This is a genomic window from Streptomyces johnsoniae (genome assembly GCF_031845565.1).
In the GTDB taxonomy this organism is placed as follows: Bacteria; Actinomycetota; Actinomycetes; order Streptomycetales; family Streptomycetaceae; genus Streptomyces; species Streptomyces johnsoniae.
In genome coordinates this window covers 240,191-256,181 of sequence record NZ_JAVREV010000007.1, presented here as the reverse complement: position 1 = coordinate 256,181, position 15,991 = coordinate 240,191, and the positions used below count along the sequence as shown (strand labels likewise).

Annotated in this window: 12 protein-coding genes; 7 read left to right on the top strand and 5 right to left on the bottom strand. The window is 74.5% G+C overall.

Features of this window, described 5'->3' with window-relative positions; genetic code table 11:
* Positions 1–104: 104 nt before the first annotated feature.
* Entirely contained in the window at positions 105–1,124 is a 1,020-nt protein-coding gene (locus RM779_RS15215) for a LacI family DNA-binding transcriptional regulator (protein WP_077061548.1), read from the bottom strand.
* 133 nt (positions 1,125–1,257) lie between these two features.
* On the opposite strand from RM779_RS15215, the gene RM779_RS15210 reads away from it, so the two are divergent.
* Complete coding sequence (locus tag RM779_RS15210) at positions 1,258–2,658, top strand: endo-1,4-beta-xylanase (protein ID WP_311618229.1); 1,401 nt, start codon at positions 1,258–1,260, stop codon at positions 2,656–2,658.
* 79 nt (positions 2,659–2,737) lie between these two features.
* On the opposite strand, the gene RM779_RS15205 is transcribed toward RM779_RS15210, so the two are convergent.
* Positions 2,738–3,439, bottom strand: a complete 702-nt coding sequence (locus RM779_RS15205) for a TetR/AcrR family transcriptional regulator (RefSeq protein ID WP_311618228.1) — start codon at positions 3,437–3,439, stop codon at positions 2,738–2,740.
* A 165-nt stretch (positions 3,440–3,604) separates the two neighbouring features.
* Here RM779_RS15205 and RM779_RS15200 point away from each other — a divergent pair, with 165 nt between their 5' ends.
* Positions 3,605–4,063, top strand: coding sequence for a nitroreductase family deazaflavin-dependent oxidoreductase (locus tag RM779_RS15200; protein WP_311618227.1), 459 nt, complete (start codon positions 3,605–3,607; stop codon positions 4,061–4,063).
* An 8-nt stretch (positions 4,064–4,071) separates the two neighbouring features.
* On the opposite strand, the gene RM779_RS15195 is transcribed toward RM779_RS15200, so the two are convergent.
* Positions 4,072–6,795, bottom strand: coding sequence for a DUF6531 domain-containing protein (locus RM779_RS15195; RefSeq protein ID WP_311618226.1), 2,724 nt, complete (start codon positions 6,793–6,795; stop codon positions 4,072–4,074).
* A gap of 131 nt (positions 6,796–6,926) precedes the next feature.
* Positions 6,927–7,781, bottom strand: a complete 855-nt coding sequence (locus RM779_RS15190) for a GNAT family N-acetyltransferase (RefSeq protein ID WP_311618225.1) — start codon at positions 7,779–7,781, stop codon at positions 6,927–6,929.
* A gap of 24 nt (positions 7,782–7,805) precedes the next feature.
* On the opposite strand from RM779_RS15190, the gene RM779_RS15185 reads away from it, so the two are divergent.
* The 5 genes from RM779_RS15185 (at position 7,806) to RM779_RS15165 (ending at position 14,963) form a co-directional block, all read left to right on the top strand.
* Positions 7,806–8,645, top strand: a complete 840-nt coding sequence (locus tag RM779_RS15185) for an AAC(3) family N-acetyltransferase (RefSeq protein WP_311618224.1) — start codon at positions 7,806–7,808, stop codon at positions 8,643–8,645.
* A gap of 366 nt (positions 8,646–9,011) precedes the next feature.
* Entirely contained in the window at positions 9,012–9,674 is a 663-nt protein-coding gene (locus RM779_RS15180) for a helix-turn-helix domain-containing protein (RefSeq protein ID WP_311618223.1), read from the top strand.
* Between the two features lie 259 nt (positions 9,675–9,933).
* Positions 9,934–11,331 (top strand): serine/threonine-protein kinase, encoded by a 1,398-nt coding sequence (locus RM779_RS15175; protein ID WP_311618222.1) that lies wholly within the window; start codon positions 9,934–9,936, stop codon positions 11,329–11,331.
* Positions 11,332–11,764: 433 nt separating this feature from the next.
* Positions 11,765–12,502, top strand: coding sequence for an HAD family hydrolase (locus tag RM779_RS15170; protein ID WP_311618221.1), 738 nt, complete (start codon positions 11,765–11,767; stop codon positions 12,500–12,502).
* A gap of 7 nt (positions 12,503–12,509) precedes the next feature.
* Positions 12,510–14,963 (top strand): glycoside hydrolase family 65 protein, encoded by a 2,454-nt coding sequence (locus RM779_RS15165; protein WP_311618220.1) that lies wholly within the window; start codon positions 12,510–12,512, stop codon positions 14,961–14,963.
* Here the strand turns inward: RM779_RS15165 and RM779_RS15160 are convergent.
* Positions 14,948–15,883: a universal stress protein gene (locus RM779_RS15160; RefSeq protein ID WP_311618219.1), complete on the bottom strand. Its 936-nt coding sequence runs from the start codon at positions 15,881–15,883 to the stop codon at positions 14,948–14,950. The genes RM779_RS15165 and RM779_RS15160 overlap by 16 nt on opposite strands.
* Between the last annotated feature and the right edge of the window lie 108 nt (positions 15,884–15,991).

Sequence of the window (15,991 nt, the reverse complement as noted above, 5' to 3'; positions counted from 1 at the left end):
CCGGAAACTCGCCGAAAATTATCGGGCAGGTGCCGAAGGAAATTACGGCCCCGTGGCGGCCGCGTCAACGGGGCGGACGGCAACAAGTCGGTTAAGGGACCCGATCAAGCCGCGGCCGGCGGCGGCGCCGTCGACGCGCGGACCACCAACTCGGTGGCCAACTCCACGCGAGGCGAGTCGATTTCCTCCCCGCGGGCCTGGCGGAGCACCGTGCGCGCGGCCACCTTGCCCATCTCCGCGAGCGGCTGGCGCACCGTGGTGAGCGGCGGAGCCGACCACCGCATTTCCGGAAGATCGTCGAAGCCGACGATGCTCACGTCCTGCGGCACCCGCAGCCCGCGCTGCCGCAGCGCCTCGACCGCGCCCATCGCCATCTGGTCGCTGGCGGCGAAGACCGCCGTCGGCGGCTCGGCCAGATCCATCAGCCGCCGGCAGCCGGTGAACCCGGCCTCGTGGTAGAAGTCGCCCGGCACGGTCAGCTCCTCGTCCGGCGCCACCCCCGCCGACTCCAGCGCCGCCCGGTAGCCGTCGAGCCGCGCCCGGCTGCACAACAGCCGCGGCGGGCCCGCGATGAAACCGATGCGGCGGTGGCCGAGCTGGAGCAGGTGCTCGGTGGCGGCCAGGCCGCCCGCCCAGTTGGTCGCGCCCACCGTCGGCGCGGCGAGCGCCGGCGCGCCGGCCGGGTCGACCACGACGATCGGCACGCCGAGCCGGTGCAACTCCTTGTGCAGGACCGGTTCGAGCGCCGAGGTCACCAGGATCACCCCGTCCGAGGCGCGCGCCCGCAGGTTGGTCATCCACTGCCGGGCGGCGCCGGCGCGGTCGTGAATGGCCGAAACCACGGTGCCGATGCCGGACGCGTGCGCGACCTCCTCCACGCCGCGGATGATCTCCACGGCCCACGGGCTGTCCAGATCGTTGAAGACGAGGTCGAGCAGCGCCGCCCGGTCGCCGGGGGCGTGGGTGCGGCGCCGGTAACCGTACTGTCGCAGCAGCTCCTCGACCTTCGCGCGGGTCTCGGGGGCCACGTCGGAGCGCCCGTTGACCACCCGGGAGACGGTGGGCACGGAGACGCCGGCCTCCCTGGCGATGGCCGTGATCGTGACTTTACGTTCCCCAGTCATGGGCACCTCTTCTGTCGTGTTCCGGATGCCGGAAGTTTTTCGACATTATTCCGGAACTCTTGACGCGTCCCAGGGTGCCCCTTAGAAACGGACCCGTCAGCCTGCGGGGGCGTGACAACGAGAGGGGTACTCCATGCTATCCCTGGTGCGCAGAGCCGCGGTCGTCTTCGCTGCCGGTGCTTTGCTCTCCGGTGCCGCGATGCACGGCAGCGCGCAAGCCCAGGACCCATCCACCCAAGCCGAAACGCTGCGTGAAGCGGCCGAAGCCCAGGGGAAGTTCATCGGATCGGCCATCGCCGACCACCGGCTGAGCGACGCCACGTACAACGGTATCGCCAGCACCGAGTTCAACAGCGTCACGGCAGAGAACGTCATGAAGTGGGAGTCGATCCAGCCCTCCCGCGGCTCGTTCAACTTCGCCGCGGGCGACCGGCTGGTGGACTTCGCGCAGGCGAACGACCAGCAGGTCTGGGGCCACACCCTCGTCTGGCACAGCCAGCTCCCGGACTGGGTGGAAAACGGCGGCTTCGACGCGGCCGAGCTGACCGAGATCACGGACGAGCACATCACCACCGTGATGGACCACTACGAGGGCGACATCGCCTACTGGGACGTGGTCAACGAGGCATTCAACGAGGACGGCACCTTCCGCCAGTCGGTCTTCCAGCAGACCATCGGCGAGGAGTACATCGCCAACGCGTTCCGCACGGCGGACGCCGCCGACCCGAACGCCAAGCTCTGCATCAACGACTACAACATCGAGGGTGCCAACGCCAAGAGCAACGGCATGTACGACCTCGTGCAGGGCCTGCTCGCCGACGGCGTGCCGATCGACTGCGTGGGCTTCCAGTCCCACCTGATCCTCGACTCGATCCCCGGCGACATCCAGTCGAACCTCCAGCGCTTCGCCGACCTCGGCCTTGAGGTGATCGTCACCGAACTCGACATCCGGATCACCATGCCCGCCGACAGCGCCGAACTGGACCGCCAGGCCGACCAGTTCGAAGGCGTGGTCAGCGCCTGCCTCGCCGTGGACGGCTGCGCGGGCGTGACCGTGTGGGGCTTCGGTGACGCAGACTCCTGGGTACCCGACGTCTTCGAGGGCCAGGGCGCGGCGTGCCTCTACGACGAGAGCTACCAGCCGAAACCGGCCTACGACGGGGTGCTCGCCGGCCTCGGCGGCACGCCGGGCGGCGGCCCGGGCCCCGGCCCCGACCCGGTCGAGGGCTGCCTGGCCACCTACCAGGTCACCAGCCGGTGGAACGCGGGCTCCGTGGTCCAGGTCGGCGTCACCGTGGAGGAGGCGGTCAGCGGCTGGTCGGTCTCCTTCAGCCTGCCGGCCGGCGAATCCGTCACCAGCCACTGGAACACCCAGCTCACGCAGGCCGGAACCACCGTGACGGCACGCAACGCGCCGTACAACGGCAGCATCCCGGCGGGCGGCACGCTGAGCTTCGGCTTCCAGACCAACAGCGGCGCCGTCTACAGCGCCCCCGTGGTCAGCCTCAACGGGGCCGTCTGCGACGCGGCCTGACCGCCCGGCTCCCACCACCTCCCCGCACCACCCGCCCGTCCGGCGGCGGCCACCGCGCCGCCGCCGGACGGCGGCATACTCAGGGCAGCCCTATCCCCGCGGCCATCCGGCGCACGGTGTACGCGAAGAACTCCGCGCGCGACTCCTCGATCACGTGCGTGTACTGGCCGAACACCTCGAACGCGACCAGGCCCGTCAACTGCGCCCAGGCCGCGGTGACGGCCGCCATCGACGGGGCCGGCAGGCCCGGCGCGTGCTCGGCGGCCAGTGCCGCCGCCTCGGCGAGCACCGCGGGCGGCGGCGGGCCGCCGGGAACGGGCCCGAGCGCGCCCGAGCGGTGCGCGTCGAGCGTCACCGCGATGAGGGCGAACGGCACCCGCGTACCTGGGCCGCCCGTCTCCTGGGGCGCCGCGTAGCCGGGCACCGGCGTCCCGTGGATCAGCGCGAACTCGTGCGGATGGTCCAGCGCCCACTCCCGCACGGACAGGCACACGGCCAGCCACCGCTCCGCGGGCGACTCCGGCGGGTCACCGGAGGCCAGCGGGCCCTCGGCCGCTTCGCCCAGCGCGTTGTACGCGTCGATGATGAGTGCGGTCAGCAGGTCGTCGCGGCTGGGGAAGTAGCGGTAGAGGGCCGAGGAGGCCATGCCGAGATTGCGCGAGACGGCGCGGAGCGACAGCTGGGCCGCGCCCTCCGCCGCGATTCTGTCGCGGGCCTCCGACTTGATCGCCGCGGTCACCTCGCGCCTGGCCCGCTCCCTGGCTCCTTGGATCGCAGTCATGCCGCCAGTGTGCCACCGTCGGAAGCACCGTTCAACAAAGTGAGCGCTGCTCTTGTTTTTGAGCGGCGGGTGGGGCATGCTGGAACACGTCAGGGAGCTGGTGCTCACAAAAGCGAGCGCTGCTCACTCATTCCGGCGCCCCGCGCCGCACCCCGAGGAGTTCCGATGAGCGCCACTCTCCACGTCAAGAAGCCCGGCTGGATCACCCGCCGCCTGTTCAACCCCGCCATCGCCTTCCTCACCCGCCGCGGGCTCAGCATCTGGGGCTCCCGGGTCCTCGCGGTCCGCGGCCGCAAGAGCGGCGAGTGGCGCACCACCCCGGTCAATCTGCTGACGGTGGACGGCCGTCAGTACCTCGTCGCCCCCCGCGGCCACGTCCAGTGGACGCACAACATGCGGGCGGCCGGCGGCGGCCGCCTCCTCCTGGGGAAGAGCGTGCAGGACTTCACCGCCGAGGAGGTGCCGGACGAGCAGAAGCCGGAGCTGCTGCGCGCCTACCTCAAGCGGTGGAAGGCGGAGGTCGGCGCCTTCTTCAACGGGGTGGGGCCCGACTCCTCCGAGGATGACCTGCGGCGCATAGCCCCCGACCACCCGGTGTTCCGCGTCACCGTCACCGGCGTCTGATCCCCGCCTCAGCCCTGCCACCCGGCGCGCGGGTCCGCCGCGCCCGCGCCGGTCCCCGCCACGGCGTGCAGCAGGTCGAGCCAGCCCCGCCGGCCCGGCCACGGGCCGCCGCCAGGCAGCCCCTCCGGGGCGCTGTCGCGCAGCGGGTGCGCGACATAGGCGTAGGGCGCCGGGCCCACGCGGCGCGGATCGGGGGAGAGGTAGCACGCGGCGACCGGGTCGTAGTAGCGGCGCAGGTGGTAGTACAGGCCCGTCTCCGGGTCGAGGAGCTGCCCGGGGAAGCCGAGCCGGCACTCCGCCGTGTCCTCCGTGCCGGCAGCGCCCGCCGGGTCCGGCGCTCCCCAGAACGAGGCGCGCCGCCGCCAGACGACCGCGCCGTCCGCGCCCAGGAGTTCGGTCGGCGTCCCGAGCGGGTCCGTGACGACCGCGTGCCAGACCGCCGCGCCCTCCGGCGCGTGCGTGGTCTGCGCCAGCGGCCGGTGGCCGGCCGGGGCCCAGTGCCAGGCGGTGGCCGTGCCGTCCGGGCGGCGCTCCTCTGCCGGTCTCGTGCCCTCCCAGGCGTACGTCGTCTCGGTCACCACCGCGCCGTAGTCGTCGAGCAGTTGCTTCGCGACCCGGCGCCCGAGCGGGTCGTACACGTAGTGCCAGTGCCGGCCCTCCGCGGTGACCACGTCCGTCAGCCGGTCCAGCGCGTCCCAGCTGAGGCCGAGCCGCCCCGCCTTCACGACGCGCCCCTGGCCGTCGTAGCGGTGGTTGCCGGTCGCGCCGGCCAGTCCGCCCTCCGCGTCCTGGCCAAACTTCTGCGTGCCGCCGGGGCCGTGGACGGCGAGCACCCGCCCGGTCGTGTCCAGCGTGATGTCGAGCACGCCGGCCGCCGGGTCCGCCACGCGCACCGGCGCGCCGTCCTCCCGGTAGTGGAACGTCCGGCGCAGCCTGGCCGGCAGGACCAGCGCGGCCGGGCGGCCCGCCGCGTCCCACTCCTGCCGCAGGACCGGGCCGGCGTCACCGAGGCGCCGCGCGATCTCGCGCCCGGCCGCGTCGTATGCGAACGCCAGGCTGCCCGGCCCGGCGTGCAGGGCCGCCGGGCGGCCCGCCGCGTCGTACTCCCAGCGGGTCACGGCGCCCGACGGCGTGTGCCGTTCGGTCCGCCGTCCCTGCGCGTCGTGGGCGTACCGCACGGTGCGGCCGTTGCACGTCTCGGCGATCACCGCGCCGGAGGCGGCATCGCGCTCCCAGGTCAGCTCCGTCTCCTCGTTGGCCGCCGCGATCAGCCGGCCGGCCGCGTCGTAGCGGAAGCGCGCGATGCCGCTGTCGGTGCGCTGTTCGAGCAGCCGGCCGCACCCGTCGAGGGTGTGGGAGACGCGCTGACCGGCGCCGTTCGTCCAGCCGACGTGCTGCCCGGCCGCGTCGTAGCGGTGGCGCAGGGCGCGGCCGGCGGTATCCGCCTCGCCGGTCAGCCGGCCCGCGGCGTCGTACGTGTAGGTCCAGCTGTTCCCCTCGGCATCCGCGAGGCCCGTCAGTCGGCCTTCCGTATCGTGCTCGCGCCGCAGTCCGTCCTCGCCCGGCTCCCCGCCCGGCTCCCCGCCCGGCTCCCCGCCCGGCTCCTCCACCGGCGGCTCCAGCGGTGGCTCCGGCAGTGGCTCGGAGGCCTCCGCCGGGCGGGCGGCCACCGTGCCGTCGGGCAGCGTGACGGCGGTAACGGCGCCGTGCGCGTCGCGCTCCCAGCGCGTGACCCGCCCCAGCGGGTCGGTCAGCGCCACCAGACCGCCGTGCGGCCCCCACTCCCTGCGGGTGGTGTGGCCGAGCGGGTCGGTCTCGGCGACCGGCCGCCCCTCCTCGTCGAACGTGTAGACCGTCGTATGCCCGAGCGAGTCCGTCAGGCGGGTCGTCCGCTCCGCGTCGTCGTAGGCCAGCACGGCGGCCGCCCGGCCGTCCTCCGCGCCCGCCCGGACGACGCGGCCGGACGCGTCGTACGCGTACCGGTACCAGCCCCCCGGGCCGCGCGCCCGGCCGGTGAGGCGCCGCCGCACGTCGTACTCAAGACGCTCCACCGGGCCTTCGGCGCTCTCCGCGGCGAGCAGGTTTCCCGCCGCGTCATAGCCGAAGCGGCGCAGCAGCGGCCCCGCGGGGTCGCTCAGCAGCCGCAGTTCGGCCACGCGCCCGTCCCCCTGCGAGATCACGCCGACGCGGTGCCCGTCGCTGTGCGCCACCTCGGCCGGTGCGCCGCCGTCGTAGGCCAGGCGCACGGCGTTCCCCCGGCCGTCCGTCACCTCCACCAGCGGCAGTTCGGCGCCGGCCGTGCCCGGGACGGGCCGGTAGTGCAGCGTGTGCCCGGTCTCGGGCCGCCGCACCGTCATCGCCCCGCCGGGCCGCCCGTCCCAGGTCAGCGGCCAGCGCGGCCCGGCCGCCGGCAGCACGGCCGCGGCGGGCCCGGGGACCGGGTAGTCGAGCACCCGGCCGTCCTCGGCGATCAGCCGGACGCCGTCGGGGCGCAGGACCAGGCACTGGTCGAGCGTGGAGCCCCAGCCCCTGCCGAACCGCCGGCCCGCCTTCGTCCCGGCGCGGTAGTGCCGGACGAGCAGCAGCGGCAGCGCGCCGGGTATGTGCACGTCGGTGGCGGCCAGCGCCACGCCGCCCGTGGCCGGATCGAGCCCGCGCCGCCAGGCCGCGGCGCCGGGGGCGGGTGGCGGAGGCGGCAGCTGACCCAGGTGCTCCGCGGCCAGGCCGGCCATGCGCCCCCCATGTCTGGTTGTCGTCCGGTACGTCGCCACTGACGGTAGTTGCGGTCCTGGTGTGGTTCAACCGTGGAATTGTCACAGGTCAGGGACGCTGGCCGGGACGTTCCCGCACGTCGCGGCAGGGGTCAGGACGGGGCGTGGCCCAGGCCGAGGCGTGCGGTGACGGCGTTGTCGTGGCGGGTCACGCTCGCGCACAGCGCGGACAGGATGCGCTGCGAGGCGATGTTGTCGGGTGTCGTCTCGGCCACCATCCGCACCGCGCCCCCGGCCCGCGCGATCCCGGCGAGCTGCCGCAGCACCGCGCCGCCCACCCCCGCCCCGCGCACGGAGCGTCCGAGCCACACGCCGGCCTCGACCGACCCCGGCTCCTCCGTCACCGGCGCGAGCCGGGCGGCCCCCACCACGCCGCCCGCGCCATCCGCACCGTCCGCGTCGCCCGCACCGTCCGCGTCGCCCGCGCCGTCCGGCCCGGTGAGCACGATCGCGTACGTGGACTCCACCGGCCTGGCCGACAGCGAACGGGAGCGGTGGAAGCGCACGAACGCCTCGCGGCGCTCCCGCGTCCAGCCGGGCGGGCCCGCGACCGGCGGCATCACCTCCAGCGGGTCGGCGTCGGCGACGGCCGCCGCGAGCAGGCGCCGCAGCAGGGCCTCGTCCAGCGGCCGCAGCCGCACATCGCCGCGCGCCCGGCCGGTCACGCGCAGCACGCCGTCCACCGCCACCGGCTCGAAGCCGGCCGCGGCGAGCAGCCGTTGCGCGCCCGCCGGGCAGTACGCGCCCGGCCAGGCGATGTCGACACCGCCGCGCGCGACGCGCACGGCCGCACCGCCGAGACCGGCCCCGGCCAGCTCGTCGCGCACCTGGGCCGCGAGGCGGTGCAGCCGTTCCGTGGCGTCCGTGACCGGCTCGGGGGCAGGCCGCGGACCGCTCCAGGACCCGTGGGCCGGCTCCTCCTCGGGAGCGAGATCAACAGGGCTCACGCGCCAAGGCTATCGTTGCGGCGCATGACCCTCTCCGTTCCGCAACTGGCGGCGGTGGCCGATGAGCTGTTGCCGCCCGGTCGTCCGGTGATGGTGCACGCGTCGCTGCGGTCGTTCGGCGAGCCGGTCGAGGGCGGCCCGGACGGCGTGCTCGACGCGCTGCTCGGGCGCGGGCGCACTGTCCTCGTGCCGGCCTTCACGGAGTCGTTCTTCCTGGCGGCGGCCCCGGCCCACCTGCGCCCCGGGCGCAACGGCACCGACTACGCGACGCCGCCCGACGAGTCGGCGCGGCCGCCGGGGCACGCGTTCCGCGTCGACTGCGGACTTGTCGACCCGGCCATGGGGGCGCTGCCGGCCGCGGTGCTCGCCCGCGCGGACGGGCACCGCGGGCTGCACCCGCTGGACTCCTTCGCCGCCGTCGGCCCGCTCGCCGCCGGGCTGGCCGCGGCGCAGAGCCCGTCCGACGTCTACGGGCCGGTCCGCGCGCTGGCGGCGGCGGGCGGCACGGTGCTGCTGCTGGGCGTGGGACTGAGCCGGATGACGGCCCTGCATCTGGCGGAACAGCGTTCGGGGCGCCGCCTGTTCGTCCGCTGGGCGCGGCGGCCCGGCGGTGAGGTCTTCATGGTGGAGGCCGGTTCCTGCTCCGAGGGTTTCCCCCGGTTCGAGCCGTACCTGCGCCACTGCGCCGCCACGCGGATGGTGCGCGCCTCGCGGTGGACGGCCTACCCGGCCGCCCGGGCGCTGGCGGCGGCCGTCGCCGCGCTGCGGGCCGACCAGACACTGACGCGCTGCGCGGACCCCTCCTGCGCGGCCTGCCGCGACTCCATCGCCGGTGGCCCCGTGGGGCCGGCGCCGCTCGGCTGACCTGCGCAGGACGCCGATTTGGCGTGCACACGGTAACGGGCTGATCGCGGAGTGGTCTCATCCGGGTCGGAACCCGCATTGGTGGGCAGATATCAGTCGTGCAGGATTTAACCGCTTCTCCGTGGGGCGGCGTGCGGTGAACGGGGAGCCGCTGCCGCCGCTGGAACGGCTGGGGCCGTACCAGCTCATGGGTATGCACTGTGCCCTCTGCGGCAGCTACCTCGGCGTCCGGGCCCGCGAGCTCGGCACCCTGCGGCATCCCCGTTTCGGCTACCCGTTCCGCCTGTGGGCGTGCGCGCCACGCTGCCCGACGAGCGGGCTGAGCCCGGTCCGGCCATCCTGGGGGTTGGGTCGGAGGTGATGCCGGTGAGCGATGAGACGCGTAATCATCGCAGTGACATCGGGCGGCGCGTCGCGCTGCGCCGCGAGCAGCTTGGGCTCAGCCGCGAGGACGTGGCCGACCGGGCGGGCGTCGCGCCGCAATACCTGCGCTACCTGGAGGAGCGGCCCGCCTCGCCGAGCCAGGCGTCGCTGACCAGAGTGGCCAGGGCGCTGGACACGACCGTGTCCGAGCTGAGCGGCGCCGAGCCGCAGCCCGCGGGGCAGCACGCCGCCCCGCACGGCAGGCTGATCGAGCTGGACACCGACGCGTGCTACCAACTGGTCGCGGAGCACAATGTGGGCCGCATCGCCCTGGACACGGCGAGCGGGCCGGCGATCGTGCCGGTGACCTACAGCCTGGTCGACGGCGCGATCGTCTTCCGCGTCAAGGCGAACGGCTCGGGCGTCTCGTGCGTGCGCGAGGCGGCGGAGACCGCGTTCGAGGTCGACCACCTCGACGAGCTGCGCGGCGTCGGCTGGAGCGTGCTCGTCGTCGGCAGGCCCCGGCAGATCACGGACCCGGCGGAGGTCGCCGCCCTGGCCGGGCGCACGGGCGTCCGGCCGGGAGAGGAGGAGCGGGACGCGTCCGAGCTGTGGGTGCGGCTGCACCCGGAACGCGTGACCGGCCGCCGAGTTCACCTCGAGTAGGGCCACGCCGGCCGAGGACACCCGCCCCGGGGCGGCGCCCCGCGGCGCGGGCCGGGCGCACGCGGGCGACCGTGCTCTCCTGTGGCGTGGCGTGGCGTGGCGTGGCGCCGGGCCCGGGCCGGGCCGGGGAACTCCGGGCACGGACTTCGCGTCCTGCCCGGAAGCCCGCCTGGCGCCCGGCAGGCCGCACAGCCGACCGGAATGCCCTCGGTTCGGGAGCGGCCCCGCCCCGCGAGGTCGGCCCGGCTATATTCCGTCTGTGGACGACGATCAGGGACAGCTCCTCGCGGACAGGTACCAGTTGACCAGCCTGCTCGGCCAAGGCGGGATGGGTGCGGTCTGGCGTGCCTACGACCAGCAGCTGGGGCGGGACGTGGCCGTGAAGGAGTTGCGCCTGCCCGAGCATCTGAACGCCGAGGAGCGGGCCAACTGGATGGCCCGGCTCGATCGCGAGGCGCGGGCGGCCGCGCGGCTGAAGCACCCGGGCATCGTGACTGTCCACGACCGGATCACCGGCGCGGACGGGCGGCCGTGGATCGTCATGGAGTTGGTGACCGGAGGGTCACTGGAAGACCTGTTGCGCCAGCAGGGCCCTCTGTCCCCGCAGCGCGTCGCCGACATCGGGCGGCAGGTGGCCGCCGCGCTGAGCGCCGCGCACCGGACGGGGATCACCCATCGGGACATCAAACCCGCCAACATCCTCCTTGAGGACGGCCGGGCCGTCCTGACCGACTTCGGGATCGCGGCTTTGGAAGGCGACGCCACCCTCACGGCCACCGGCTTGATCATGGGTACGCCCGCCTTCATGGCGCCGGAGCAGGTGCGGGGCCATCCGGCCACCGCCGCGTCCGACCTCTGGTCACTGGGGGCCACGCTCTATACCGCCGTGGAAGGGCATCCGCCCTTCGCTGGGTCGGCCCCGAGCGCCGTGCTGGTCGCCGTCGTGACAGAGGCGCCCGCCCCTGCCGTGCGGGCCGGGCCCCTCACTTCCACGCTGGAGGGCCTGCTCCGCAAGGAACCGGCCGGGCGCCTGACCATGCAGCAACTGCAGGCCCAGTTGGACCAGGTGGCCGACGCACCGCCGACTCCCGGGGCGCTGCCCGGAAACCCGGCCTATTGGCCCACCGCCCCCGCGCAGCCGCCCGCCACGCCACCCGCAGGTCCGGAGCCCCGGCCTGGGGCCGCTGCGGGAACGCCCGCCGCGGTCCGCCGCCGACGAATATTCCGTTGGGGCGCGCTGATCACCGCGGTCGTGCTGGCCGCTGTGACGTTCTCGATACTGGCCTCGGATACCGGGAACTACGAGAAGAACCTTGAGGTAGCCGAGGCGATGGGGCATCCGGTTTCCTTCACCGTGGACTCCAAATCCCGTGTCCACGGCGAACGGGCGCGAGTCGTCTACGTGGGCGGACCTGTCGATGGCGAGCCGAGCTCCGCGCAATGGGCGGATATGGCCTCGTGGCTGGAGGCGGGGCCGGGTATCCGATCGGCCGGGGTTCCTACCGCGGACCCCGACTGCATGAGCAAGGAAATCGGATGCATCTGGGGCGTCGACCGCGAGGACGGTTACCCAGAACCGACCATCCTCAGCGCCAAGACCGAGATGCGGGACGGCGAGTTGGTTCTGGAGATCGAGGTCGGTTCCTGGGGGGAATGAGCGGGAGACTCGGTGTTCCCCACCTGCCGTCATCGCGGTACCGAACGGACACCGGCCCGCGGGTCCCTGGCGATCACCGGGCTTGCCTCGCGGTGCCGCCACGGACCGTGCGGGCGCCGTTCCGACAAGATCTCGTCCAGCGCGTCCCGGGACAGGGGCACCTCCGTTCCGCCGTGGACACGGCCGGACGGGAACCACCCCGCCCGGAGCGTCACCGCCGGGGTGTGCCCGTCCACCCTCACGGCCGCGTGCGGAACGTGTCCTCCGCCGGGCGGCGGATCGAGCGGCTCCTGCCAGTCCCGCGGCTCCGCCTCGCCGTACTCCGCCGCCCGCGGCTTCGTGGCGTGGTGCCGCGCGGCGCGCCAGCCCTCTGCGACCGGTCCGGTGGCTCCGGCGAATTGCGGGGGCGGCGGGCGCGGGTTCCCATGGAGTGATGACGACGGTCCCGCAGTTGTGGACGTGCCGCGCGGTGGTGTTCGACACCGACGGGGTGATCACCGACTCGGCCCGCCTGCACGCCGCCGCGTGGAAGGAGGCGTTCGACGCGGTGCCGGGGGTGGAGCCGCCGTTCGACGCGGGGGAGGACTACCGGCGCTTCGTGGACGGGAAGTCGCGCCTGGACGGCGCCGCCGCCTTCCTCGACGCGCGGGGCCTCGGGCTGCCGGTCGGCGATCCGGACGACGAGCCGGGCACCGGGAGCGTGTGCGCCGTCGCGGCGCGCAAGGAGCGGATCTTCGTCCGGATGCTGAACGAGGGCGGCGCCGAGGTCTACCCCGGCACCGTGCGGCTGCTGACGGCGCTGCACGGCGCCGGGGTGCGCTGCGCCGCGGTGTCCGCCTCGCGGCACGCCCGCGATCTGCTGGCGCGCGCCGGAGTGCGGTCGCTGCTGCTGACGGTCGTGGACGGCAACGACGTGGCGCGGCTCGGCCTGCCGGGCAAGCCGGACCCGGCGCTGTTCCTTGAGGCGGCGCGGCGGCTGTCCGTTCCGGCCGCCTCCGCCGCGGTCGTGGAGGACGCGCTGGCCGGCGTCGAGGCGGGGCGGCGGGGCGGCTTCGGCGTGGTGGTGGGCGTGGACCGGTCGGCGGCGCCGACCGGCGCGGGCGACCTGCTGCGGAACGGGGCGGACCTCGTCGTGAACGATCTGGCCGAACTGCTCGGCCCCGGGAGGTGAGGTGCGGGTGGCGGAGTGGACGTGGGAGTACGAGGGGTACGACCCGCGCACGGAACGGCTGCGCGAGGCGCTGTGCACGCTGGGGAACGGGTATTTCGCGACGCGCGGCGCGGCGCCCGAGACGGTCGCGGGCCCGGCGCACTACCCCGGCACGTACGCGGCGGGCGTGTACAACCGGCTGACGACGACGCTGGCCGGGCGCGATCTTGAGCACGAGGACGTGGTGAACCTGCCGAACTGGCCGGCGTTCCGCTTCCGGCCGCACCCGGACGAGGGTCCGGACGGCACGTGGTTCACGCCGGACGACGATCCGGCCGGGCTGCTGCGCTACCGGCAGACGCTGGACCTGCGGCGCGGCACGCTGAGCAGGTCCGTGCGGTTCCGCGACCCGCACGGGCGGCACCTGGGCGTGGAGCAGTCCCGTCTCGTGCACATGGCGGACCCGCACCTCGCGGCGCTGCGGACGACGTTCACCGCCGAGGACTGGTCGGGCACGATCGAGGTGGACTCCGCGCTGGACGGCACGGCGGCACGGAACACGGGCGTCGCCCGTTACCGGGACCTCGCATCGAGCCACCTGACGCACATGAGCACCGGTGACGAGGAGCCGGACATCGTGTGGCTGCGCTGCCGCACCCGCGCGTCGGACGTGCGGGTGGTGATGGCGGCCAGGACGCGCGCCGGCGCGGATGCCGGCGCGGACGCGGACGCGGACGGCCCGGCGCCTGAGGTGCGGACGCGGCTGACGGACTCCCGCGCCGAGCAGCGGCTGCGGCTGCCGATCGGCCCAGGGCGGCCGGTCACGGTGGAGAAGACGGTCGCGCTGCACACCTCGAAGGACGCGGCGATCAGCAGCCCGCTCGGCGCGGCGGTGGAACGGCTGCGGCGGGCACCGGACTTCGCGGGCCTGCTGGACACGCACACCGCGGCGTGGGAACGGCTGTGGCGGCGGGCCGATCTCGAAGTGCCGGGGGAGTCGGGGCACATCCTGCGGCTGCACCTCTTCCACCTGCTCCAGACGCTGTCGCCCGAGCACACCGCCGACCTGGACGTCGGCGTTCCGGCGCGCGGCCTGCACGGGGAGGCGTACCGGGGGCACGTCTTCTGGGACGAGCTGTTCGTACTGCCCTACCTCAACCTGCACTTCCCCGAGCTGTCGAGATCGCTGATGACCTACCGCTACCGGCGGCTGCCCGCGGCGTGCCGGGCGGCGCGCGACGCCGGCCGGGAGGGCGCGATGTACCCGTGGCAGAGCGGCAGCGACGGGCGCGAGGAGACGCCGGAGGTGCACCTGAACCCGCGTTCCGGCCGCTGGCTCCCGGACAATTCGCGGCTCCAGCACCACGTCGGCTCGGCGGTGGCGTACAACGTGTGGCGGTACGGGCAGGCCACCGGCGACACCGAGTTCACGCACACCAGGGGCGCGGAGATGATGTTCCAGATCGCCCGGTTCTGGGCGGCGTGCGCGGCGTACGACGGCGCGCGCGAGCGCTACCGCATCCGCCGGGTCGTGGGCCCGGACGAGTACCACGAGGGCTATCCGGACGCGCCGGAACCGGGGCTCGACGACAACGCGTACACCAATGTCACGGCGGCCTGGGTGCTCGCGCGGGCGCTCGACCTGGCGCACACACTGCCCGCGTCACGCCGGCGCGAACTGTTCGCGCGCATCCGCCTGGAGCCTGCGGAACTTGACCGGTGGGACGACGTCTCGCGGCGGCTCCTGGTGCCGTTCCACCGGGGCGTCATCAGCCAGTTCGACGGCTACGGCGAGCTGCGCGAGCTGGACTGGGAGGGCTACCGGCAGCGGTACGGGGACATCAGGCGCCTGGACCGGTTGCTTGAGGCCGAGGGCGACACGGTCAACCGCTACCAGGCGTCCAAGCAGGCGGACGTGCTGATGCTCGGCTACCTCTTCTCGCCCGGCGAACTGGCGGAGCTGTTCGCCCGGCTCGGCTACGAGGTGGACGACGCGGCGTGGCGCCGCACCGTCGACTACTACCTGGCGCGCACCAGCCACGGTTCGACGCTCAGCGGCGTCGTGCACGCCTGGGTGCTGGCCCGCGTGCGGCACGGCGAGGCGTGGACGCACCTGAAGGAGGCGCTGGCCAGCGATGTGTCGGACCTCCAGGGCGGAACGACCGCGGAGGGCATCCACCTGGGGGCCATGGCGGGCACGCTCGACCTGGTGCAGCGCGGGCTCGCGGGACTCCAGACGCGGGAGGGCGCGCTGTGGCTCGACCCGGCGCCGGTGCCCGAACTCTCGGCGTTCGGCTTCTCGGTGCGCCACCGCGGGGTCGCGGTGCGGGTGCGGATGAAGCCGGGCCAGCTGTGGATCGGCGTGCCGCGCGGGGAGGAGACGTCGGTGCGTGTCGTGCTGGCGGAGGACAGCGTGGACATCGCCCCGGGCGAGGAGCGGCTGCTGCCGCTGCCCCACGAGCCGCATCAGCCGGGTTCGTGACCCTCCGGGCCGGGCGGCTCCTCGTCCCGGTACGGGACGACCGCGACTGGCGCGCGGGCGTGGTGCAGGGCGGCGTGCGCGACCGGGCCGATGCGGGTGCCGAGCAGCGGGCGGCGCAGGCGGCGGCCCACGACGACGAGCCCGGCCCGGAACGCGGCCGCCGAGAGCAGCACTTCGGCCGCGTTGCCGAAGCGCAGGTGCTCGGTCACCGGCACGCCGGGGAACCGCTGCCGCCACGGCGCGAGCACGCCGGAGAGCACGTCGTCCTCGGCGCTCTCCAGGTCCTTGGCCGCACCGGCGTTCTCCTCCAGGCTGTCCGGCACGTCGGCGCCGAACAGTGACGGCGTGCCCCAGGCGCGCACGGCGCGCACGCCCGAGCCGCGCGCCGCGGCCGTGGTGAACGCGAAGTCGAGCAGCGGCAGCGCGGCCGGTCCCGCGTCCTTGACGGCGACGACGACCTCGTCCCCCGCCTCGTCCCCCGCCTCGTCCTCCGCTTCGTTCCCCTCCCGTTCCTGCGGGTCCGAACGCACCAGCACCACGGGGCGTTCGGTATGGGCGATCACCGGCAGGCCCACCGAGCCGAGCAGGAAGCCGACGACCGGCCCGTGCCCGCGGGAGCCGAGGACCGTCAGCTCGGCCTCCGCCGCCTTGTCGATCAGTCCCGGCGAGGCCGCCTGGGGGATCAGTTCCGTGGTCAGGGACACGTCCGGGTGCGCCGCCGCGATCCCGGCCGCGGTCCGTTCGAGCAGGGCGCGGGCCGCCTCCTCGTCCGGGGCGGGCGGCACGTAGAGCGGCTCGGTGAGCCAGGCGTGCACCAGGTGCAGCGGCAGCCCGCGGTGTGCCGCCTCCCGGGCCGCCCAGTCCACGGCGGCCAGGCTCTGCGGCGATCCGTCCACTCCGGCGGTGATGGGGCGAGTCATGGCGTCCGCTGCCTCCCGTGCTCCCGTGCTCCCGTGCTCCCGTGCTCCCGTGCTCCCGTGCGGCCTCTGTCCACTCTCGCGCCTTTTGTCGCAGTCGGCGAGGCGGCG